We start from the raw sequence: 22,641 nt of genomic DNA, 5'->3' as shown, positions 1-22,641 counted from the left end.
GCAATCCAAGTAAGACAAAGTGCTAAGGCTTTAAACAACAGATTAAAAATATAGTTAGGAGCAAATATGAGTTGGTTATTTCTTTTATTTGGTGTTGCTGCCGAAGCAATGTCCCATGTTGCATTAAAGGAAACAAATGGTTTTACCAAACCACTAGCGAGTGCTTTGGTGTTGTTTGGCCACCTCGCCGCCTTTGTATTTTTAAGTCAAGCGATGAAAAACATGCCTATTGGTATTGTGCATGCTATTTGGGCAGGTTTAGCAATAATTACAGTTACTTTATTGTCTACCATTATTTATCGTCAACATATTGAGTTAAGCACATGGTTTGGTATGGCCTTTGTTGCCATAGGTGTTGCCATGATTAACCTTTCGCAAGGTCATGGTCACTAAAGGGAGTTTAGAAAAGTAGTTAATAGTTTGATTTTAAAGGGTAAAGTCATGCAGATTGTTACTGAGGAGTAAAAGTGATAGTATTATCGATACATTATCATGTTTAAAAAAATTTATTAGACTAGACTAACATGTGTCATCTATGTCTACGTTATTAATCTATTGAAGTTTCATCAATTTAAAGTGAGAAAAATATGTCAGATCAATTTATTAAATCAAAAGCTGCCATTGCTTGGGGACCTAAACAACCATTATCTGTTGAAGAGGTTGATGTCATGCTACCTCGCAAAGGTGAGGTATTAATTAAAGTTATTGCTTCAGGTGTATGTCATACCGATGCTTTTACTTTATCTGGTGAAGATCCAGAAGGTATTTTCCCAGCAATTTTAGGTCACGAAGGTGGCGGTATTGTTGAACAAGTGGGTGAAGGTGTTACCAGTGTACAAGTGGGTGATCATGTTATTCCATTATACACTCCAGAGTGTGGCGAGTGTAAATTCTGTACATCAGGTAAAACTAACCTTTGTCAGAAGATCCGTGAAACTCAAGGTAAGGGTTTAATGCCTGACGGTACAACGCGTTTTTATAAAGATGGTCAACCTATTTACCATTATATGGGGTGTTCAACTTTCTCTGAATATACTGTATTACCTGAAATTTCTTTAGCAAAAGTAAATAAAGACGCACCATTAGAAGAAGTTTGCTTGTTAGGTTGTGGGGTTACCACAGGAATGGGTGCGGTAATGAATACCGCTAAAGTTGAAGAAGGTGCAACTGTTGCTATCTTTGGTCTTGGTGGTATTGGTTTATCTGCCGTTATTGGTGCAACTATGGCAAAAGCTTCTCGCATTATTGCTATTGACATTAACGAGAGCAAATTTGACTTGGCGAAAAAATTAGGTGCAACTGATTTTATTAATCCAAAAAATTACGATAAACCTATTCAAGATGTCATTGTTGAATTAACTGACGGCGGTGTAGATTACTCTTTTGAGTGTATCGGTAACGTTAATCTAATGCGTTCAGCGTTAGAGTGTTGTCATAAAGGTTGGGGTGAGTCTGTTGTTATTGGTGTTGCTGGTGCAGGGCAAGAAATTGCAACTCGCCCATTCCAGTTAGTGACAGGTCGTGTATGGCGAGGTTCTGCTTTTGGTGGAGTTAAAGGCCGCACTGAGTTACCTGATTATGTTGAACGCTACTTAGCGGGTGAATTCAAATTAAGTGACTTTATTACTCATACTATGGGCTTAGAAGATATTAATGAGTCATTTGACTTAATGCATAAAGGTGAAAGTATTCGCACCGTTATTCATTTCGATAAATAAAAATTATTCAGCTACCTCGTTAGGTACTCCCAACCGAGGTAGCCTTTAATTTAAGGTATTAAGATGACCATTGAAAATTTAAGTGTAAACAAGAGCTTTGGCGGCTGGCATAAACAATATAGCCATCATGCCAAAACACTCAACTGTGATATGCGTTTTGCTATCTATTTACCGCCACAAGCATCAAACGGAAAAAAAGTGCCGGTGTTGTACTGGCTGTCTGGCTTAACTTGCACTGACGAAAACTTTATGCAAAAGGCTGGCGCACAACGTATCGCGGCAGAATTAGGTATTGCTATTGTGGCACCTGATACTAGCCCACGTGGTGAAGATGTTGCTAATGATGAAGGTTATGACCTAGGACAAGGCGCGGGTTTTTATGTAAATGCTACCCAAGCACCGTGGAATCGTCATTACCAAATGTATGATTATGTGGTTAATGAGTTACCTCAGTTAATTGAGGCGACGTTTCCTGTATCTAATGTACGTTCGATCTCAGGTCATTCCATGGGTGGACACGGCGCGTTAACCATTGCCATGTTAAACCCAGATCGTTATCGCTCGATGTCGGCATTTAGCCCAATTAGCAATCCAATGAATTGTCCTTGGGGTCAAAAAGCCTTTACTGCTTATTTAGGTAAAGATAAAGACACTTGGCGCAACCATGATGCCAGTGAACTGATGCGACAAGCAACACAGTTTATTCCTGCTAAAGTAGATCAGGGTGAGTCTGATGACTTTTTAGCTGAGCAATTGAAGCCTGAGGTATTAATAGCAGCAGCAAAAGCAAGTGGTTACCCACTAGAGCTAAACCTTCATGAAGGTTATGATCATAGCTATTACTTTATCGCTAGCTTTATTGAAGATCATTTACGCTTTCATGCTGCCCACCTGAACAAGTAACTCATATCATTACCGTCAAGAAAACTTGGCGGTAGTTTTTTATTTTTAACTACATGCACCAGCCAATTTATTGATAGGAATACTGTCTTGTCTGATTTGTACCAAACTCACCTACAACATCTTGGTGACGCTAAAAATTTGCCATTGTTAACACGTATCCAACGCGGGATTGAAAAAGAAGGGTTAAGAGTTACATCAACTGCAACCATGGCACAAACTCAGCATCCACAAGCACTTGGCTCTGCATTAACACATAGTAGTATCACCACTGACTATTCCGAAGCCCTATTAGAATATATTACGCCAGTATTTCATCGTGTAGATGACAGCATTAATTACCTTGCTGATTTACATCGTTTTACCTTGAATCACTTACAAGGTGAATATTTATGGCCAGCCAGTATGCCATGTCGATTATCAGGGGATAACAGTATTCCCATTGCACAATATGGCCGCTCAAATATTGGTAAAATGAAACATGTTTATCGTCAGGGACTTGCGCATCGTTATGGTCGCACTATGCAGTCTATTGCAGGTATTCATTACAATTTTTCCATGCCTGATGACTTCTGGTCTTACTATCAAAAACTTAGAGGAGAAAGTGGTGATATCCAACAGTTTAAATCGCAATGTTACTTTGATTTAATCCGCAATTTTCGTCGCCATTCTTGGTTATTAATATACTTATTTGGTGCCTCTCCCGTACTCGATCGCAGTTTTGTTGCTAATAATGATAACCATAATTTAAGCCAGGTAGGCCAAAATACCTTAGGTTTACCTTTTGCCACATCGTTAAGAATGAGCGATTTAGGTTACCAGAGTACAGCGCAGAGTAATTTAGCGATTAGTTATAACGACCTTGACAGTTATTGCCAAGGCCTTAGCCAAGCCATTACTCAACCTTGCCCTGATTATGAAAAAATAGGGGTTAAAGTTGATAATCACTATCGTCAACTTAACGCCAATATTTTACAAATTGAAAATGAATACTACAGCGAGATTCGCCCTAAACGTACGACACAATCATATGAAAAACCGTTAACAGCACTTAAGCAAAGAGGGGTGGAATATGTTGAGGTGCGTATTTTAGATACTAACCCGTTATTGCCCGTTGGTATTGACCAACAACAAATTCGTTTCCTTGATGCATTTTTGCTTTATTGCTTGTTAGCCGACAGCCCTAAGCTTACTGCTGATGAAAATAAAGTCATCGCAGAGAATCAACAACGCGTTATTTTAGCAGGGCGTAACCCGTCATTATTGCTACAACAACAAGGAGAAGAAGTTACTTTTAAGCAATTAGCTAACGCCTTATTAAATAACATCATACCTATTGCAAACTTGTTAGATCAGGCGCACCAAATGAGTACAACAGATCCAAGTGCTGAGCAGCATCAAGCCTATGGTCAAGCAGTGAATGCTCAGCACGATAAGGTTGATAATAGTGAACTAACCCCATCTGGTTTGATAATGCAAATGAGCACTAACCAAGGTGGTTTTATTGAGTCAATGTTATTTCAAGCTAAAAAGCATCATGCTTATTTTAAATCACAAGAACTTTCTGCTGAGGTGTCGAACCAGTTAACACAAGCTGCCACTACATCATGGCAACAACAGCAGCAAATAGAGGTAAGCGATGAGCTATGTTTTGATGAATATCTTCAACAGTATATCTCAGCATAAAAGATCTAAGGTCAACCAGTTTTAATTAGCATCATCTTATTTTGCTTTATTACATCAATTATCGATTAAACAGGAGGAAATTTTGATTGTTCGTGAAAAACCTAATGCATTTCAGTTATTTTTTATTTTACGTGGCTCAGTTGTGCCTCTTATTTTTCCACAAATTGCCTTCGTCACCTTACTAGGTATCGGTGTCGCTATTACCCAGTATTATTACCCTAATATATTTCCAAGCTTTACCTTAGCACCGTTGGCCTTATTGGGGGTTGCTTTATCACTGTTTCTTGGTTTTAGAAACAATGCTAGTTATGACCGTTGGTGGGAAGCCCGTCAACAGTGGGGACAACTTATTGTTGCCTCACGTAGCTTGTCGCGCCAGATTTCTTCTTACATTGACATAAATACTGAGGTTGGCGCTCAAATGCAAAAACGCATGATATATCTGACCATTGCTTTTAATCATGCCCTACGTCATCAATTACGCCACACTGAGCCTTGGGATGATATAAAAAAATACCTTACCAAAGAGGATATGTTGTTATTAGATCAATCACAAAATTTGCCAGATGCGATATTACGCTTAATGGGACAAAAGCTTGGTGCTTGCCGTGATAAAAACCTATTGTCCGATTTTTTAATGCAGAGTCTAGACGATCACATTGCCTCAATGGCCGAAGTGCAGGCTGCCTGCGAACGTATTCATAACACACCTTTACCTTTTGCTTATATGTTATTAGTTCAACGTACAGCCTATTTATATTGCTTTATTTTGCCTTTTGGTATTGTTGCTTCACAGGGCTTAGTTACGCCATTATTTTGCGCCATTATTGCTTACACCTTTTTTGGTCTGGATGCGCTGAGTGAAGAATTAGAAGAGCCGTTTGGCTTATCAGCAAATGATCTACCATTACATGCCATGTCACGGGCAACTGAAATTAATTTATTAGAAATTTTAGGCGAAACTAACTTGCCTCAACCTATTCAAGCTAAAAAGCATCGTCTTGAGTAAAATTGGAAGGATATAATAATGAAAGAAACATTTAATATTTTTAGATTTATTAGTTGGATAGCGATTGTCTGCTCCTTATTAGGCTCAGTGCTATTATTCATTGTTGGCGCAATGAAAACTTATGCTGCCTACACCACTGTTTTTCTTGGTCAAGTCACGAACGAAAGTTTAGCTCACCTCGACACTTCGGAAGTAGCAACAACTTACTTAATTAAATCACTCGACACGTTTTTAATTGCTTTAGTGTTATTTATTTTTGCTCATGGCATTTTTACCTTATTCATTTCAGATAAAAAATCAAAAAATAAAACTCTCGTTTTAAAGTGGATCAGTACGCCTAATATTGGCCGCTTGAAAAACATTTTAGGGGAAGTGATTGTTATTATTTTATTTGTGAAGTTCCTTGAAATTATACTCATCAACTTAAATAACTTAAGTTGGGAAATACTGATTCTCCCTTTTTCTATCTTATTGTTAGCAATCAGTTTAAAATTCTTAGGCTTAGGTAAAGAGAATCATGAGTAATGTACAAACTAATTGGATCTTCACAGTGCTTAGTTTAATTAAACTTTTTAATTAAAAATTCACGAAATAATTTTCCAATATAATATATGCAACTTAAACAAAGAATAAAACTGCTTTAGGTTGCTACTTAATATAAGTTAACTATTTCCTTAGAGGGTAAAGAGTAAGTGTCACTTATATCATCAATTGATGAGCTTTTGCATAGTCTTAATTACAAAAGACATTAGGGAATGATAGAAAAGACGCCAGTAAAAAATTACTGGCGTTCAGCAGATACTAGAGATAAATCCACAATTCAATTTATAAGCTTGTGGTTAACTTTTTACTCTGATTGGTGTTACTTTTGTTTAAAAAAATCATCTAGCTTGTTAATGGCTTGATTAACATATTTATCTTGGTCATAAAGATCAAAATGAGTTGCACCTTCAATAGTAAAGAGTTCTTTATTACCTAATGCTCTAGTAATTGCACGTTGACTAAAAGGGTAGGTAAAAGCTTTGTCACCTGCAATAGCTAAAAATGGCGTATTTAAATCAGCTAAACGTTTAGCAAATTCAGTTGTGGCATTAACTGACAACCTAGCCTCAAATGAGTGTGAAGAGCGCTTATTTTCCCAGCCATTGATAAAACCTCGTTCAGTCAGGTAATAGTCATAACCTTGCCGCCAAAAGAAAGATGTTTGTGGCGTTAATGCTGGCACTAAAGGGGTATAATCCATGATACCCGTATCAAAATATTTCTGCCTTGCCAATGCTGATGCTTTCATCTTTTGTTGAAAGGTTTTGACTTGTGCGGGTTTACTCGTGGCAATATCATTTAAACCTGTTTCTCGTTCTCTAAAGTTAAATACTCCACTAACTGTTGCGAAAGACTGCACACGATAATCATTTGAGCTAGCCATCAAGCCATAACCCGCGCCAGAGCATATTGCTAGTACTGATACTCTATCGTCAACACCAGCAAGTGTAGACATATAACTCACAGCTCCTTTAATATCTTCAGCTTTATAATGTGGGTTCTCATAATGTCTAGGTTCACCACCACTTTGACCATAAGTACGATGATCAAACGCTATTGTAATAAAACCTTTTTCTGCTAGCTTTTTGGCATAAATACCTGCCGTTTGCTCCTTTAATCCCCCTTGTGGGGCAACTACAACAATAGCTTGGTATTGGTTTGTCGATTGATATGCATCAGGGTAGTACACATTTGCCGCGATAGGGTGGCCTTCTACCATAAAAGATGCAGCAACACCCCCTTTTGATTTTACTGCTGCTAGGCTATCTTGTGGTTGCTTTATTTGCCCTAATTCAGCATAAGCATTGCTTGCTAATACAATAGACAATATAGCGAATATCTGTTTAAACTTTATCTTTTTCATACTTTGATTTTGTCTTGAGTGATACACTATCAGCACTATACGGGGAATATTTTCACCGATATATAAGTCAATTATAAAATCAGATTTTGGTTTTTATTTACAATGTGAGCTCAAAGTTAATGCACGATATATATTGGAAAGGCATCCACTCTTTTATTGTTGTGGTTAAGGAGGGTAGCTTCACTGCTGCGGCAGAGTCTTCAGGACGGTCTAAAGCTATTTTAAGCCAACAAGTGTCTGAACTAGAAAAAGTTATTGGCGTCCAACTGTTATATCGAACTACACGAAATTTACGGCTCACAGAAGCTGGCGAGCAATACTACGCCAAAGCAATATTAGCTGTTCAACAGCTAGAACAAGCGCAAGATGATGTCATTCAATCAACAAATTCTTTAAAAGGCGAAATAAAAGTTAATATGGTGGGTGGTATTTTAGGTGAAGAAGTCATTGCCCCACTACTCATAGCTTTCCAACAACGCTACCCAGGGCTCAATTTACAATTAAGTTTTTCTAGCAAACGTGAAGATTTACTAACTAGCCCTTATGATCTGGTCTTTAGGCTAGGTAAGCAGCAAGACTCTTCATTAATCACAAGACACCTTTATACTGTAGCTAATCGATACGTTATAAGCCCTAAGTTAATGGATAACAATGCAACAATTAATCAACCAGAGGATTTAAAGGATTTTCCGTTTATATATGGTAGTGTCAAGGAGTGGCTTTTTGAAAAAGACAATATTCAACAAACCGTTATCGCTACCACAGGCTTTCAAGCAACTAATGGTCTTATTATGCTTAAGGCTGCTAAAGCCGGGTTAGGTATTGCAAGAATGACTGCCCTGAGAACGCAACAAGCGATTAATGAAGGAAGTTTAGTAGAAGTATTGGCTGACTGGGCTAAGCCATCACAGCTGTCGATTGTATGTCCGCCGCACCGTTATCAACTTAAAAGAGTTAATTTACTTATCGAGTGGATGCTTGAACACTTTGCAAATCGTTACAATCAAGTACTTAACCGTAAAAGTGAGTATTGAATAAATGATGCTAAACTGTCGATTGCAGAAAATGTTTTATTTTGCTCATTACCACTAACCTCAAACAGTAAAAACAACCAGCTTATTATCCATTAATATTTTTTACCTCAGAACGACGATAAATCGCCCAATAAGTCATACCAACTAACAAACCACCACCAATAATATTACCGAGAGTGACTGGGAGTAAGTTATTAACTATAAAACGGGTTGTAGTTAAATCCGCAAAATCTGCGGGGCTATAGCCGACCATGGCCCAAAATTCAGGGCTAGCACAATTTTTAATTACAATAGCCATCGGGATCATAAACATATTGGCAATACTATGTTCAAAGCCACAAGCAACAAACATAGCTACTGGAAGAATCATCACCATCACTTTATCAGTGGCACTACGACAGGAAAATGTCATCCATACAGCAAGACAAACCATTAAATTACAAAGTAAACCTAATGCAACCGCTTGGCTAAAGCTATAAGTCAACTTATGTTGTGCAATTACCATTGCATTAAGCCCCCATTCCCCCCCGCCAAGCAAGTGTTGTTGAGCAAACCAAATAATGCCAACAAACAAGAAAGTGCCTACCATATTACCTAAGTATACCGTAAGCCAATTGCGAACAAGTTGAGAGGTGCTAATTCTGCCACTTGCTCGAGCAATGGTGGTTAATACTGAAGAGGTAAACAGTTCTCCACCACATATAACCACTAAAATTAAACCAATACTAAAGGCTAAGCCGCCAATAAGCTTAGCTATACCAAAAGGCATGTTACCTGTACCTATTGTCACTGTAGTATAAAAAACAAAGGCAATAGCAATAAAAATGCCTGCGGTAATGGCAAGATAAAAAGATTGAAAAGGATCTTTCGCCACCTTAACAATACCAACTTCTTCAGCTTTTTGTGCCATGGCTTGAGGTATTAATGCATCAAAAGGGTTAATCTTTTTGTTCATAGGTAATATTCACTTGGGTTACTTTTGTTCGCTCGAGTAACCAAATAATAGGATAAGAAATACTGACATTATCTGTGATAATAAAAGTAGAAAGCGAATCATAGCCAACACTCCACCATTAGTGAAGTGTTGGCTTAACACGAAGCTTACATTGCCGATTGGTATAACTTAACAATTTCTTCAGTGCTTGCTTTTCTAGGGTTTGTTAAAGAGCAAGCATCGTTTAATGCATTAATAGCCATAAATTCTAACTTGTCTTCTTTCACACCTAAGTCAGCAAGTTTTTGGTCTGTACCAACGGCACTAGATAGCTGCTCTATAGCAACAATACCTGCCTCAGCAGCATCTACTGAGCTCATCCCTGTAATATCTACACCCATTGCCTTGGCAATATCAGCAAAGCGCTCTGCCTTTTCTACTGCATTAAAGCGTGAGACTTTAGGTAATAAAATGGCATTACACAAGCCGTGAACAAGGTCATAAACACCACCTAATTGATGCGCCATTGAATGCACATAACCTAATGATGCATTTGAAAATGCCATTCCTGCGAGGTACTCGCCATATTGCATTGCATCACGTGCTTGACGATCTTCACCATCTTCAACCGCTTTTATCAAGTGTCGGCTAATTAGTTCAATTGCTTTAATAGCAACGGCATCAGTAATCGGTGTTGCTGCTGTTGAAACATAAGCCTCTACCGCGTGAGTTAACGCATCCATACCTGTGGCAGCAGTTAGTGCTTTTGGCATCGCTACCATTAACTCTGAATCATTAACAGCAATAATTGGAGTGATATGCTTATCAACAACGGGGTATTTAGTTTCATCTTCTTCATTAGTAACAATCGCAAAAACCGTCATTTCAGCAGCAGTACCTGCTGTAGTATTAACAGTTACTAAAGGTAGCTGAGGCTTTGCAGATAAGTGAACACCTGTAGAGTAATCTCTAATATGACCGCCATTAGTGGCAACTAGTGCTATACACTTTGCACAGTCGTGTGGTGAGCCTCCACCAAATGAAATGACAAAGTCACAATCCTGCTCTTTTAATAAGTCTAAACCTTGTTCAATATTTTTTTCCGTTGGGTTAGGCTTAACACCGTCAAAAATTGCGAAATCAATATCATAATTTGCTAACTCTTGAGTCAACCTATCTACTAATTTAATATCAACCAATGCTTTATCAGTAACAATTAGTGCTTTTCTAAATTTTCTTGCCACTAATTCAGTACCAAGCCCCTTAATAGCATCTTGTCCCATCAAAGACATTGGTGGCATATAAAATGTGTTACTCATAACTTTTTCCTCTTATAAAAATAAAAAGCGGCAACCACATCAAATCACATACAAGCTGTTATTTATTAGAAGTTGTGAACTGACATGGTGCAAATACTGTGTCTACAGCAACCTAATAAAGCCATTATATTTACCGCCTAATTTTAAACAATTAGTCAAATGTGAAATTCACTTTTACACACCTGTAACAATTATTGATATGTTCTATGCTGGATAGCAATACTAGTATTGGCAATATTTTTACCATTAAAAATTAATGTATTGATCTTGGGCGACAGTATTGAGTTGCGGTTGCAGTTCACCTTAGATGCTAAAGAGGAGGACAGTAGATTAGAAAAAGGCCTTATAAAACTATTGTTTCTTTAAAAAGTCTAGAGCAGATAACAGCTAGTTCTTCTCTCAAAATTAGTTTAAATTGTAGTGTTCAAAGTTTCATATAGTTCGAACAAAGCTCACCATCAATTTAATATTATATAGAATGGCTCATTAAACACTCAGACAAACCATTCAAGAATGATAAGGGAGCTACTACCAGACAATAATAGCCTGTCGATAAAACCTTAATGACAGTAATTTTAGCTCGCTCAATATAAGAGTTACTCGTATATTAAACTGATAAGAAAATCATCCCTTATGTTCTACACTCTCTACAATATAAATCACCTAACTATCGGTGGTAAAAATTTCATACCACATTTCGGTTCAAGTCTGGGAGGGGCCACCATTTTCTTACTGTAAAAATCCAAAATTAAAGCTGTTTTTATAGCTGCGCTCAATTTCTTTTTATCCTTAAAATTCAATGAAATAAAATTATTTTTAATTTTTTAAAAATATTTTGTCAGGTTTTCTGTGTTTGTCTCGTCTATAGCTGCAAATGACACGAAGTTGTTCTATTTGGTGGTAGCAATAGGCAGTGTCTTATGTATCTATTTTTACGAAAAGGACAAACTCATGACGACTACAACATCAACTGTGAATACGCTAAAACTTGATTCAACGAATGCACCATTTAGTGATGCTGCTGTTTGGTTAAAAGAAGGGTGGGGGCTATTTAAAAAAGCACCGTTTAAACTTTTTTTACTTATGACGCTGTTCGCTATTGTGCCAGGTTTAGTGCAGCTATTACCTGCACCTACAGGTTTAACTTTATCAAAATGGTTAGCGCCTATGTTAATGGCAACGGTGTGGCCATTGTTGTTTAACCTGAATAATCAGCAAGGCTTTTCATTTAAGCACAATGCAACATGGACGAAGTGGGGGCGAGTTGCCGTGTGGTCAGTTGTTGGTATTTTACTGGCGCTGGTGCAATTTGCTGTTGGGAGTACTTTGATTGGTAGTGAGCAGTTATCGGCTTTATTGTCAGGTCAGTTTGTTGATGTTGAGCGCTGGCGCGTAGGGGTCATGTTTGTATCAATTGTTCCTGTAAATATGTTGCTTATGTTTGTGGTACCTCTGTTACTTTTAAACAATGCTTCGCTTAGTGCAGCTGTTAAAGAAGGCATTACAACGGCACTAAAGGTGATTAAACCATTAAGCATGCTTTGTTTGATTAATATGCTCGTTACCTTTGCTGCCCCTTATAGTCTTTTACCTATGTTGTTGGTAGGGCCGGTATTAGCATGTACCTACTTTTGTGCCTATAATCGTTTGTTCAAATAATAATAAAAACATGGAAGTACAGTGAAAGCTGATGTTCAAATAAACACATTGCTGAATGAATACGCGCCGCTGTTGGCGCGTGTTGCTGCAACCTACGAGATCAATCAAGCGCTACAAGATGAGCTAATTCAAGAGATGTCGCTGGCTGTTTGGCGCGCTTTTGAAAGTAATGACTCATCACCCGATGTTGCCTTTCGGGGCGATGCCAGCATAAAAACCTATATTGCCCGAATAGCTCATAATAAAGCGGTTGATCATGTGATAAAAGAGCAAAACCGCAAAGAGGTGGCAAGCTCTGAAAGTATTGATTACACCCAAGCCTTAAGTGCGCATAAATCACCAGACGACAATTTAGATTTAATGGCTGCCCTTCGTAAATTAACGCTGAAATATAGGCAGGTGCTTGCTTTACAGCTTGAAGGGTTTAATCAAAGTGAGATAGCTCAAACACTGGGGCTGTCTGAAGATGCGGTTGCTAAGCGTGCAAGTAGAGCAAGACAGCAACTTGCGAGCCTAATGGAGTAAATAACGTGGATAAATTCGAAGCAGATGATCAATTAGCTAAGTGGCAGCAGGCATTTGTGCAAGCAACGCCGAAAGTGGATAGTGCAGCGTTAATAGCACAAACGCAAAAGTCGCGAACTAAGTTAAAGCTAAAAGGGTTAATCGACTCATTTTTAGGTGTTGTGGTAACTGTATTTTGTATTTACGCCATGTTATTTGAGGCAAAAAACACCTATGAAACCATTATGTTTGCGTTATTAGTGCCTATTCCTCTAGGTTTTGGAATTTGGTCATACCGTTTAAGACGAAAGCTTTGGCGAGCAGAAACGCTAGATGTCAATGCAATGCTTAATTTTAAAGAGAATCAGCTGAAGCACCAAGTTCATTACTGGCGTGTGAGTTTTATTGGCTGCGTTGTGCTTTGGTGCGCTTTGCTAATCGTTGCCTTGTTTAATATGGTTATGTTTAAAACATACAGCCTATGGCTTATCCAGCTTGGTATTAATGGCATTATCGTGCTGGTTGTTTATATACGCTATAAAAAACTAAAAACTCAGCTAGCTGTAGCGCTTGAGAGCATTCAAGCGATGCGCTGATGTGCGACTTGACGAGCTATTCCTAAAACTTATATAACTTACAATTCAAATAATAATAAAGGATATAGAGATGGAAGTTTTATACAGTATTTTGTTTTGGGGATCGCCTGTCGGCTTAGGGTTATTCTTTTTCTTATCGTGCACGGGGGCAGGAATACTTTTCTGGGGTATTGCGCAGCTTAAGAAAGCCTCATCAAATTAAAAAGCCGATGTGTGAACATCGGCCTTATAATGACTTTGACTATTTGTAACCGTTCGGGTTATTGCTTTGCCAGCGCCATGTATCTTGCATCATCTCATCGATACCACGCTCAGCTTGCCAGCCAAGCTCTTTTAACGCTTTTTCTGGAGCTGCGTAGCAAGCTGCAATATCGCCCGCTCGACGCGGCGAAATTTGGTATGGTACGGCTTGACCACTGGCTTTCTCAAAAGCGGTAACCATCTGCAGTACTGAATAACCATTACCTGTGCCTAGGTTAAATACGTGCGCACCTGTATCACTTGCAATTCGGTTCAGCGCTTTTAAGTGACCTAATGCTAAATCGACGACATGGATATAGTCACGAACACCTGTACCATCTACAGTATCGTAGTCATCCCCAAACACACCTAGCTTTTCTAGCTTACCCACAGCGACTTGCGAAATATAAGGTAATAAGTTGTTAGGAATACCATTTGGGTCTTCACCAATAAGGCCAGATTCATGTGCGCCGACTGGGTTAAAGTAACGTAAGATAACAAAGGCAAAGCGTTCATCTGATTTCGCGATATCTTGCAGCATCATTTCAACCATAAGCTTTGATGTGCCATACGGGTTAGTCGTGCCACCAACTGGGAAGTCTTCGCGAATTGGCAAACTTGCTGGGTCACCGTATACCGTTGCTGATGAGCTAAAAACTAACTTAAATACGCCAGCATCACGCATTGCATCAACCAGAGTCAGTGTACCTTGTACGTTGTTTTGATAATACTCGATAGGTTTTACAACCGATTCACCAACCGCTTTTAAACCAGCGAAGTGAATAACACTATCAATTGTGTGTTCACTGAAGATTTTGTCTAAGCAGGCTCTATCTAAAATATCACCTTGATAAAACGTGACGTCTTTGCCTGTTATTTTTTTTACGCGAGCCAATGACTCATTTGATGAATTGCTTAAGTTATCGAGTACAACAACGTCAGTGCCTTGTTGTAATAACTCTAATACGGTGTGAGAACCGATGTATCCGGCTCCGCCGGTGACTAAAATGGTCATAAAATATCCATGAACTATACCTGGTTGAATTAGCCTTATTTCATCACATTTCGGCCTAAATTACATGAATTAATTGTGATTTACGGCGATAAAGCAAAAACATGAATCGCTTGTTTTTGATTACATTTTGCACCATATTGGTTACACCTAAGTGTTTAGATATTAAGCTATAGTTAATTGTCAGCAGCTAAAATTTAATCATTAGCTATACCTGTTAAGTGGAGAAACAGATGAATACAGTAAAAAAAATTGCCTTAGCAATGGTCATTGCACTACCCGCTTTTGCTCACGCAGGAGAAGCAAAAGTTAAATGGCATGACTTTAACGATTACCGCGATGTAGAACCTGGTAACAACTCACCGAAAGGTTCATTTCATAAAAATGTGGCAAAGAATTTTGAAAAACACTTTAATAAACTTGCTGAAAAGCTACCCGAAGGTTATACCTTCAATGTTGAGGTGACAGAGCTCGATCTAGCTGGTGATGTGCGTTTTGGTACCATGAATGAGCTACGTATTATCAAACCAATTTACTTTCCGCGTATCGACCTAAATTATTCAATTACCGATAAAAACGGTAAGGTCGTGAGCGAAGCAAACGATGTAAAACTCAAAGATATGGGATTCATGGATCGTATGAAGATAGGTCGTGACGAGGCTTATTATTACGATAAACGTTTAATTACTGATTGGTTCGAAGATGAGCTATTACCGTCGTTAAACCTGAGTGAATGATAGCCGTCAGTTTTAAGTTGAGCTGCGTTGTTTGTGGGTCTTGTAAAAGACCTGCAACGTGGGAGGCGTTTTAACGCCGAAAACAATGCTCGGATAAAGCTGCTCCCACATGTAGGCGTGAAATTTATTTCGCGAGAAGTATTTGCACAAAGAGAAGTGAATGAGAAAAGAATGAGGAAACCAAAAGGCTCTACCTCTGAAGCGAAGCGTCTCTTATCCTCTTTGTGATAATTTGGTTGTCTCTGTGTAGCGCGCAGCGCCTCTGTGTTCTCTGTGGTTCAACATGTTTTTGCACAAAGAGAAGTGAACGAGAAGAGAAAGAATAAACTAAAAAAGTAACTTAATTTAGTAGCTGCTAAGCGCAGCGTCTCTTATGTCTCTTTGTGAAATTAAAGCTCTTTGATGTAGGCGTGAAATTTATTTCGCGCGTTAGCCTCTATTCACAATAAATGAAATAGAGGCTTCTACGTTACTTAAACGTCGCTAACAGTTGTAATAGCTGTTGCAGTTTAATAACGGTTTTTTTCAGTTTTTCTTCGTCCATACCGTCGTTGCTTAAGCTTTCTACATCAGCAGCAACATCAAGAACGTAAGGTTTAAAGCGTTTAGCTTCAAAATCAAAGCCAGCATCTTTTGCAAATAAGGCTGTGAATTTGCCGTGCCCTTGCTGCTGTAAGTCATCTAATTTTTTATCGGCATCAAGTGCCTGACGGTAAACGATTTTTAGGTTAGCATTTAGCTGTTCTATAATTGAATCCATTTTTTTCCTAAAGCTTTAGACTGCAATGCCGATATAGTACGTGGATTGTCTTAAAAAGTCAGGTAATGAACTATGAATATATCAGGATCAAGCTTACCAGCGATGAGTGGCGGTGGCGAAAGCGCAGAAGTTTACAGCGCATCGCTTGCTAAAAAACAGCAAAAGGCTGATGGTGCTGCGGCACTTGCACTTATCGAAGGCGCAGCAATGAACACCAGTGCTGCACAAACACCTGCTAAGTCGGTAACTGCGACACTAGGTAATAACGTAAACGTATACGTTTAGTTGTTAAATTAGATAGGGCGTGTTGACCCTTTATGATTGATTTTGCAGCAGTGTGTTTGGTATTTAGGCAAGGCAGAGCCTATGTAGTGTGGTTGTTCCACATAAATAGGCGATAACGCAGCATTAATGCCAAACACGCGCTGCCCTTCGGGTTCTTCCTAGGGGCGATTAACTCTTTGTTACTCGATTTTTACTTAGCCCACTAGGTTACAAATCTCGCGCCGCGATTAAATCGCCCATAGAGTGAACAAATTTCAATCAATAAAGGTCAGCACGCCCTTAGATCGATAGGCGTTTTACTTTTTTCGCCGCCGATCTCGCGCACCAGCTTAGGAACTAAGAACCCCGGCAATGCTGCCAGCATAGCCGTCACGATTTCCCGTGCCTGACTCTCAGAGATATCAAAATGGCTAGCACCCTCAACTTTATCGAGTAGATGTAAGTAGTAAGGAAGTATATCTGCCTCAAATAGCGCTTCACTTAATGCAACTTGCGACTCGACAGAATCATTCACATCTTTTAGTAATACCGCCTGATTTAATAACGTCACCCCTGCAGCTTTTAATTTTTGCATGGCCGCTTTAAAGTCATCATCAATTTCGTTAGCGTGATTGATATGGTTTATAAACACCACTTTTAACGGTGATGCAGCAAGGCGTGCACATAGCTCATCGGTAATTCTTGCAGGGATCACCACAGGTAAGCGGCTGTGAATACGCATGCGTTTAATTTGCGGAAGTTGCTCTAACTCATCCATAAACCAACTAACAGCATCGTCTTTGGCCATCAATGGATCGCCACCACTTAATATGACTTCGTTGATGTTGCTGTCTGCTTTTATGTAAGCCAGTGCGTCAATCAAGCTGCGTTTGTTTAATTGGTTTTCTTGATAAGGAAAATGGCGTCTAAAACAATAACGGCAATTTACAGCACAGCCGGTTTTAAACATCACTAAAACCCGAGAGCGATACTTGTGTAACAAACCAGGTTGGTTGTTATCTTGCTCTTTTAGAGGATCTTTGTCGTAACCTGTTTTTGCTAAAAACTCTTGGTGTCTTGGCATCACTTGCAGCAAAAGAGGGTCGTTTATGTCGCCATAACGCATTTTTTTGATAAAAGGCAGTGGCACGCGGACAGGAAAAAGACTGCGTGCTTTGAGGTCTTTTTCGTCTACTTTGCTTGATAATCCTAGCATTTCTAGCAAGCGTTCAGGACAAGTGACAACATTTGCCAATTCTTTTTGCCAGTTTTTATGCAAATTTACTTCATTTCTTTGTATCATTGACACGTAGATTACTCGAAATTATTTAGACAGAGGAAACGATGGCGAATTATAGCACCAATGAGTTCAAGGGCGGCCTAAAAATTATGTTAGACGGCGAACCTTGCAGCATCTTAGAAAATGAAATGGTAAAACCAGGTAAAGGCCAGGCGTTTAACCGTGTTCGTATTCGTAAACTTATCACAGGTAAAGTACTAGAAAAAACATTCAAGTCAGGTGAATCAGTTGAAGGTGCAGACGTAATGGATACAGATTTAGCGTATCTATACACTGACGGTGAGTTCTGGCACTTCATGAACAACGAAACATTTGAGCAAATCGCTGCTGACGAAAAAGCGCTTGGCGACAATGCAAAATGGTTAGTTGAAAATGACGTTTGTACAATCACGCTTTGGAACGGTAGCCCAATCGCTGTGACTCCACCAAACTTCGTTGAATTAGAAATCACTGAAACAGATCCAGGTCTAAAAGGTGATACAGCGGGTACTGGCGGTAAACCAGCAACATTAAGCACAGGTGCTGTTGTTCGTGTTCCTCTATTCGTACAAATCGGCGAAGTGATCAAAGTTGATACTCGTAGCGGTGAATACGTGAGCCGTGTTAAGTAATAGGCTTTGTTAAGCAATTTATTATAAAATCCCAGCTTCTGCTGGGATTTTTTTTGGGAAACACTTTATGTCTAATGTCCTCTGGCAACCAAGCGCCGATATTGAAACTTTACGCCACCGTGCCGCTATCATCCGCCGTATTCGCGAGTTCTTTTATGATCGTGATGTTATGGAGGTTGAAACGCCAAGCTTAAGTGCGGCCAGTGTAACCGATGTGCATTTAGCGACATTTAGTACCGAGTTTGTTGGTCCTGGTCATGCTGGTGGCTTACCACTTTATTTGCAAACTTCCCCTGAGTTTGCCATGAAGCGTTTACTTGCTGCAGGCTCTGGGGCTATTTTCCAGCTATGCAAAGCCTTTCGTAATGAAGAGGCGGGTAGTCATCATAATCCTGAATTTACAATGCTTGAGTGGTATCGTCCGGGTTTTGATGAATTTGCGCTTATGGATGAAATGGATGAGCTTATGCAATTAGTGCTTGGCGTAGAAAGCGCAGAGCGACTCACATATCAGCAAGCCTTTATGAACGCCTTAGGTGTTGATCCTTTAACTGCTGATATCAGCACATTGCAGCAACTAGCAACAGAGCAGGGCTTTGCCGATATTGCGGCGAATGAAACGCACCGCGATACCTTGTTGCAGCTATTATTTTGTATGAAGGTTGAACCAACGATTGGCCAAGAAAAGCCTTGTTTTGTTTATCATTTTCCTGCATCGCAAGCCGCTCTTGCGCATATTTGCCAACATGATGAGCGAGTCGCAGGGCGCTTTGAGTTATATTTTAAAAATATGGAACTGGCAAACGGCTTTAATGAGCTGACCAATGGCAAAGAGCAAGCAGCTCGTTTTAGTGAAGATAATCAATATCGTGAAGCAAATGGCTTAAAGCAAGTGCCAATGGATGAGCGTTTAATAGCTGCACTAGAGCATGGCTTACCACAATGTGCGGGTGTCGCACTGGGTATTGATCGACTCATTATGCTGGCAATGAATAAACAAAAGATTAAAGACGTACTCGCCTTTGATGTTGAAAGGGCTTAACTTATTTGGCTCTAGGCTCTAGGCTCTAGGTGTTTGGGTGCTAGATAAAAAACCTAGCACCCTATTGCTTATAACTCGTAAATAAATGTCACACCGGCAACCATAGGTTCGCCAAGCTGTGTGTATGTATGAGTGGTGTAACCGTCTAATGGATCGTTACCAAACTCAAAACCACGAGTCGGTACGTCTTCGTCAAATAAGTTACGTGCCCATGCATTAATGCTCCAATTATCACTTTCATAACCAAATGAAGCATTCACTAAATTAGTGCTTGGTGCTTGTGAGTTATGGCTGTCAGAGAAGTAGTAATCGTCTTTGCCTTCTACACCAATTGATGCATAAAGTGCTGGCGTAAAGTTATAACGCGCAGTGAATGCATATTGGTATTTAGGAGCTTGTGCTTGATCTCGACCATCTTGATCTAGGCCTGATTGCGCAACAAAGTCATTGATTTCTGTATGTAGATAACCTGCACTACCCGTTAGTAGTAAATTGTCAGTAGCTTGGAAGCTGCCTTCAATTTCTAAACCATAGTTTTCGCCAGAGCTGGCGTTATCGATATAACCTGTGAATTTTTGGCCTTCAACTTGCCACGATTTTAGCTGCATATCTTCACGGTACATGTAGAAAGCGGCAAGACGTAACACAAACTTATCGTCCAAAGAGCTGCCTTTCACACCAAACTCACCGCTCCATAGGTATTCAGGGGCAAATGATGTGTGATTAGCAAAGAAATCAGCATCTAGGTTTAAGCCTTCGTCTTTTGCTTTTGCTAAAGCTTCAGAGTTAATACCGCCAGCTTTATAGCCACGAGTAATGCTGGTGTAGATCATGGTGCGATCAATGACTTGGTATTCAAGTGCAAGCTTACCGCCCACCATGACATCATCGGTTTCTTCAATAAAACCGTTGTTGTCGGTGTAGTCGCCCTGATACTGCTCAACACGTAAACCTGTGATTAAGGTTGTTTTTGGGCCGATAGGTGTTGCTAATTGACCGTATGCAGCAATATTGCTGGTTTCATAAGTTGATGCAAATGGTTGCGCAAGCCAAGTGTATTGACGTTCTAAGTCAACTTCGCGGCCTTGATAGTAAATGCCTGCGACCCACTCACCAGATTTACCACTAAATTGCAGCTCAGCCGCTTGATCTTGGCGATCGCGAAAGTAAGCATCTGTTGAGCTATAACCCCAATCATGTAAGCCAGCGGCACATAATTCAGGTTGGGCTTCATCATTACACACCCAGTCTTCGTCATAGCTGTATAACAGCTCGCTGTCGATACCAGATAGGTTTAAGCTAACATCAAAAAAGTCAAAGCCGGTGTATATGTTTGCTAGGCCAACCGCAATGCTTTCTTGGTTGTCTTGGCCTGGCTCATCAGCAACACTGTAACGGCTGTTATCTAGTGTGAATGCGTCATAGCCGTTATTTATATCGATGTAATGTACATTCAGTTCAGTACGCAGATGATCGGTCAATTGGCTGTGTAACTTAAAGCGAGAAACAAGCTCATCTTGTTGCTGGGTATCTTCACCTAAATAACGGTTTTCAACATAGCCATCCGATTCACGTTGATAAATGCTGGCGCGTACTGCTGTGTCGTCAGTAATACCCGTACCTGCGGCTATACCTGCTTCATAGCTGTTGTAGTTGCCAGCACCTAATTGTATTTTCACACTTGGGTCAAGAGTGGGTGTTGCAGATTCCATTTGAATCATGCCAGCTAAGGCATCAGCACCAAAGCGAGTCCCTTGTGGGCCGCGATAAATTTCAACTTGGTCGATATCAAATAACAGTGAACTGCCGCCTAAACCAGAGTAGTTAATACCGTCGATCACTAAGCCAACCGAAGGATTAATAGGGTCAACAAACTGTGAGCGTAAACCAACACCACGAATTTGCACGAAACGACCACGAGATGCACCAGAGGTAAAGTTTACATTCGCTGCACTAGCAAGCATCTCATCTAAAAACTTTGCACCACGTTGATTGATTTCATGATCAGAAAACAAGCTTGCGCTGGCACTAAGGGTTTGAATGCTTTCTCTTTTGAAATCACCGGTAACTTCAATCGTTTCTAGATCACCGTCTTCAGCGTAAGCAATTGAAGATGCTGCGAATAAAGGCAGGATGGCAGCAGATAATAATGATAAACGTCGTTTCATGCGGATTCTTAACTCCATTTTCGGGACTGCTATTCTAGCAACCTAGCTAGCCAAATGGCTATAAAATCAATTTTTATGGTATAAACGCAGGCAATTATACGTAAATTGATTAGGAATACGACTATGACCTTTAAAGTAGACTTTAAAGTGCGTGATTATGAGTGTGATTTACAAGGCATTGTTAATAACAGTGTTTATTTTAATTACCTAGAGCATGCTCGCCATGAGTTTTTACATGCTCAAGGTATCGACTTTGCAAAGCTAGCAAGAGAAAAAGTAAACCTGGTCGTGCTGCGAAGCGAAATGGATTACAAGGCATCACTAGTGCCGGGCGATGAGTTTTACGTTGCAGTTGAGCCTGAGCGTATCAGCCGTTTAAAGTTTGCTTTTAGGCAAACGGTGTATCGTAAACATGACGATAAAGTGATGCTGCAAGCTTTGGTGATTGGCACGTCGGTAAATGAAAAAGGTCGTCCTTTTTTACCAGAAGAAGTCGATAACTTATTCAAATAGTCTGCGTTGTTATTTAAAAAGCTAACTTAGAACAATTTTTTACAGATAAAACATGTTTTTTTAACGATCAATTGCGTTAAATGTTGTTATTATTACTACATTGAAATTTGAATCGTAAAAAAATATGAAGTTAGTAGCCTTGCCCCTCCTTTTAGTATTATTTTGCATGGGCTGCTCATCGACAGGGACAGTCACTAGTGAGCAATTAAAATATACACAGTGGCAATTATCAAAAGTGAATGGTTTAGCCATTCCTGTATCCCAAACAGCCTCGCTGCGTTTTATCGAAGCGATGCAGGTTAACGGCTTTGCTGGCTGTAATAAATTTTTTGGTGAAGGTGCGCTCAGCGAAGATACGCTAACAGTAAATAAGTTAGGTATGACGCGTAAATCTTGTGGTGAGCAAGTTGATGCGCTTGAGCAGCAATTACTGTCAACGCTAAAAGAAGGTGCGGCCATTACTTTAACTGCTGAGCAACTGACCTTGCAAGGTGAGCACCACTTTACCTTCATTGCAAAAAACTAAAGTAGCTGAGCTTGCAGCAAATTTTTAACTGACGTACACTCAGGGCGTTTTAAAAGAAACGAATTTATACTTGTCGGAGTGCCTTTAATAAGGCTGAGATCGCGAAAGCGGGATCCGTGAACCTGATCAGGCTAACACCTGCGTAGGGAACAAGCTGCCTCACTGGGCGCTTGTGCGCCAAATTTTTGGGGCATAAGCGGTAC

23 protein-coding genes and 1 riboswitch are annotated in these 22,641 nt (G+C 39.7%); of the genes, 16 read left to right on the top strand and 7 right to left on the bottom strand.

Annotation, left to right across the window (positions count from 1 at the left end; genetic code table 11):
- Positions 1 to 66 precede the first annotated feature (66 nt).
- The 6 genes from J8Z28_RS15700 to J8Z28_RS15675 all read left to right on the top strand — a co-directional run bounded on the left by J8Z28_RS15700 (position 67) and on the right by J8Z28_RS15675 (position 5,838).
- Positions 67 to 393 carry a DMT family transporter gene (locus tag J8Z28_RS15700; protein ID WP_250659665.1) on the top strand — a complete coding sequence of 109 codons (327 nt, stop codon included), beginning with the start codon at positions 67 to 69 and terminating at the stop codon, positions 391 to 393.
- A gap of 194 nt (positions 394 to 587) precedes the next feature.
- Positions 588 to 1,718, top strand: a complete 1,131-nt coding sequence (locus tag J8Z28_RS15695) for an S-(hydroxymethyl)glutathione dehydrogenase/class III alcohol dehydrogenase (RefSeq protein ID WP_284693431.1) — start codon at positions 588 to 590, stop codon at positions 1,716 to 1,718.
- Between the two features lie 63 nt (positions 1,719 to 1,781).
- Positions 1,782 to 2,621, top strand: a complete 840-nt coding sequence (gene fghA, locus J8Z28_RS15690; protein ID WP_250659664.1) for an S-formylglutathione hydrolase — start codon at positions 1,782 to 1,784, stop codon at positions 2,619 to 2,621.
- Between the two features lie 87 nt (positions 2,622 to 2,708).
- Positions 2,709 to 4,304: a glutamate--cysteine ligase gene (gshA, locus tag J8Z28_RS15685; RefSeq protein WP_250659663.1), complete on the top strand. Its 1,596-nt coding sequence runs from the start codon at positions 2,709 to 2,711 to the stop codon at positions 4,302 to 4,304.
- A gap of 82 nt (positions 4,305 to 4,386) precedes the next feature.
- A complete protein-coding gene (locus J8Z28_RS15680) occupies positions 4,387 to 5,313 on the top strand; it encodes a bestrophin family protein (protein WP_250659662.1) in 927 nt (308 codons plus the stop codon).
- A gap of 18 nt (positions 5,314 to 5,331) precedes the next feature.
- Positions 5,332 to 5,838, top strand: coding sequence for a YqhA family protein (locus J8Z28_RS15675; protein WP_250659661.1), 507 nt, complete (start codon positions 5,332 to 5,334; stop codon positions 5,836 to 5,838).
- Between the two features lie 337 nt (positions 5,839 to 6,175).
- On the opposite strand, the gene J8Z28_RS15670 is transcribed toward J8Z28_RS15675, so the two are convergent.
- Positions 6,176 to 7,219, bottom strand: a complete 1,044-nt coding sequence (locus J8Z28_RS15670; protein ID WP_250659660.1) for an alpha/beta hydrolase — start codon at positions 7,217 to 7,219, stop codon at positions 6,176 to 6,178.
- Between the two features lie 119 nt (positions 7,220 to 7,338).
- Between J8Z28_RS15670 and J8Z28_RS15665 the strand changes: the two genes are divergently transcribed.
- Positions 7,339 to 8,253 carry a LysR family transcriptional regulator gene (locus J8Z28_RS15665; protein WP_250659659.1) on the top strand — a complete coding sequence of 305 codons (915 nt, stop codon included), beginning with the start codon at positions 7,339 to 7,341 and terminating at the stop codon, positions 8,251 to 8,253.
- 85 nt (positions 8,254 to 8,338) lie between these two features.
- On the opposite strand, the gene focA is transcribed toward J8Z28_RS15665, so the two are convergent.
- Together focA and J8Z28_RS15655 are read right to left on the bottom strand one after the other, a co-directional pair.
- Positions 8,339 to 9,208, bottom strand: coding sequence for a formate transporter FocA (gene focA / locus J8Z28_RS15660; protein ID WP_250659658.1), 870 nt, complete (start codon positions 9,206 to 9,208; stop codon positions 8,339 to 8,341).
- Between the two features lie 146 nt (positions 9,209 to 9,354).
- Entirely contained in the window at positions 9,355 to 10,506 is a 1,152-nt protein-coding gene (locus J8Z28_RS15655) for an iron-containing alcohol dehydrogenase (RefSeq protein WP_250659657.1), read from the bottom strand.
- A 951-nt stretch (positions 10,507 to 11,457) separates the two neighbouring features.
- On the opposite strand from J8Z28_RS15655, the gene J8Z28_RS15650 reads away from it, so the two are divergent.
- The 3 genes from J8Z28_RS15650 to J8Z28_RS15640 are packed head-to-tail and all read left to right on the top strand — an operon-like array spanning position 11,458 to position 13,265.
- The gene (locus tag J8Z28_RS15650; RefSeq protein WP_062566554.1) at positions 11,458 to 12,165 is read left to right on the top strand and encodes a hypothetical protein; all 708 of its coding nucleotides are present in this window, start codon (positions 11,458 to 11,460) and stop codon (positions 12,163 to 12,165) included.
- 21 nt (positions 12,166 to 12,186) lie between these two features.
- Positions 12,187 to 12,690 (top strand): RNA polymerase sigma factor, encoded by a 504-nt coding sequence (locus J8Z28_RS15645; RefSeq protein ID WP_062566553.1) that lies wholly within the window; start codon positions 12,187 to 12,189, stop codon positions 12,688 to 12,690.
- Between the two features lie 5 nt (positions 12,691 to 12,695).
- Positions 12,696 to 13,265 (top strand): hypothetical protein, encoded by a 570-nt coding sequence (locus J8Z28_RS15640; RefSeq protein ID WP_062566552.1) that lies wholly within the window; start codon positions 12,696 to 12,698, stop codon positions 13,263 to 13,265.
- Positions 13,266 to 13,506: 241 nt separating this feature from the next.
- On the opposite strand, the gene galE is transcribed toward J8Z28_RS15640, so the two are convergent.
- A complete protein-coding gene (gene galE, locus J8Z28_RS15635) occupies positions 13,507 to 14,520 on the bottom strand; it encodes a UDP-glucose 4-epimerase GalE (RefSeq protein ID WP_062566551.1) in 1,014 nt (337 codons plus the stop codon).
- Between the two features lie 230 nt (positions 14,521 to 14,750).
- Here galE and J8Z28_RS15630 point away from each other — a divergent pair, with 230 nt between their 5' ends.
- Positions 14,751 to 15,254 carry a DUF3016 domain-containing protein gene (locus J8Z28_RS15630; RefSeq protein WP_062566550.1) on the top strand — a complete coding sequence of 168 codons (504 nt, stop codon included), beginning with the start codon at positions 14,751 to 14,753 and terminating at the stop codon, positions 15,252 to 15,254.
- A 469-nt stretch (positions 15,255 to 15,723) separates the two neighbouring features.
- Here J8Z28_RS15630 and J8Z28_RS15625 read toward each other — a convergent pair whose 3' ends face one another.
- Complete coding sequence (locus tag J8Z28_RS15625) at positions 15,724 to 16,014, bottom strand: hypothetical protein (protein WP_054561134.1); 291 nt, start codon at positions 16,012 to 16,014, stop codon at positions 15,724 to 15,726.
- Between the two features lie 72 nt (positions 16,015 to 16,086).
- Here J8Z28_RS15625 and J8Z28_RS15620 point away from each other — a divergent pair, with 72 nt between their 5' ends.
- Complete coding sequence (locus J8Z28_RS15620) at positions 16,087 to 16,299, top strand: hypothetical protein (protein ID WP_054554124.1); 213 nt, start codon at positions 16,087 to 16,089, stop codon at positions 16,297 to 16,299.
- Between the two features lie 268 nt (positions 16,300 to 16,567).
- Here the strand turns inward: J8Z28_RS15620 and epmB are convergent, their stop codons facing one another.
- The gene (gene epmB / locus J8Z28_RS15615; RefSeq protein WP_062566549.1) at positions 16,568 to 17,581 is read right to left on the bottom strand and encodes an EF-P beta-lysylation protein EpmB; all 1,014 of its coding nucleotides are present in this window, start codon (positions 17,579 to 17,581) and stop codon (positions 16,568 to 16,570) included.
- A gap of 41 nt (positions 17,582 to 17,622) precedes the next feature.
- Between epmB and efp the strand changes: the two genes are divergently transcribed.
- On the top strand, positions 17,623 to 18,189 hold the full coding sequence (gene efp / locus J8Z28_RS15610; RefSeq protein ID WP_054554126.1) for an elongation factor P: 567 nt from the start codon (positions 17,623 to 17,625) through the stop codon (positions 18,187 to 18,189).
- A gap of 67 nt (positions 18,190 to 18,256) precedes the next feature.
- Positions 18,257 to 19,231, top strand: coding sequence for an elongation factor P--(R)-beta-lysine ligase (gene epmA / locus J8Z28_RS15605; RefSeq protein WP_062566548.1), 975 nt, complete (start codon positions 18,257 to 18,259; stop codon positions 19,229 to 19,231).
- A gap of 68 nt (positions 19,232 to 19,299) precedes the next feature.
- On the opposite strand, the gene J8Z28_RS15600 is transcribed toward epmA, so the two are convergent.
- Complete coding sequence (locus tag J8Z28_RS15600) at positions 19,300 to 21,399, bottom strand: TonB-dependent receptor (protein ID WP_062566547.1); 2,100 nt, start codon at positions 21,397 to 21,399, stop codon at positions 19,300 to 19,302.
- Between the two features lie 123 nt (positions 21,400 to 21,522).
- Between J8Z28_RS15600 and J8Z28_RS15595 the strand changes: the two genes are divergently transcribed.
- Entirely contained in the window at positions 21,523 to 21,912 is a 390-nt protein-coding gene (locus J8Z28_RS15595) for an acyl-CoA thioesterase (protein ID WP_054561129.1), read from the top strand.
- Positions 21,913 to 22,078: 166 nt separating this feature from the next.
- Positions 22,079 to 22,438, top strand: coding sequence for an META domain-containing protein (locus J8Z28_RS15590; protein WP_283206515.1), 360 nt, complete (start codon positions 22,079 to 22,081; stop codon positions 22,436 to 22,438).
- Positions 22,439 to 22,502: 64 nt separating this feature from the next.
- A riboswitch (TPP riboswitch) is annotated at positions 22,503 to 22,604 on the top strand.
- Positions 22,605 to 22,641: the final 37 nt, after the last annotated feature.

Origin of the sequence: Pseudoalteromonas sp. SCSIO 43088 (assembly GCF_023650795.1) — a bacterium.
In the GTDB taxonomy this organism is placed as follows: domain Bacteria; phylum Pseudomonadota; class Gammaproteobacteria; order Enterobacterales; family Alteromonadaceae; genus Pseudoalteromonas; species Pseudoalteromonas shioyasakiensis.
This window is presented reverse-complemented; position numbering and strand designations above follow the sequence as displayed.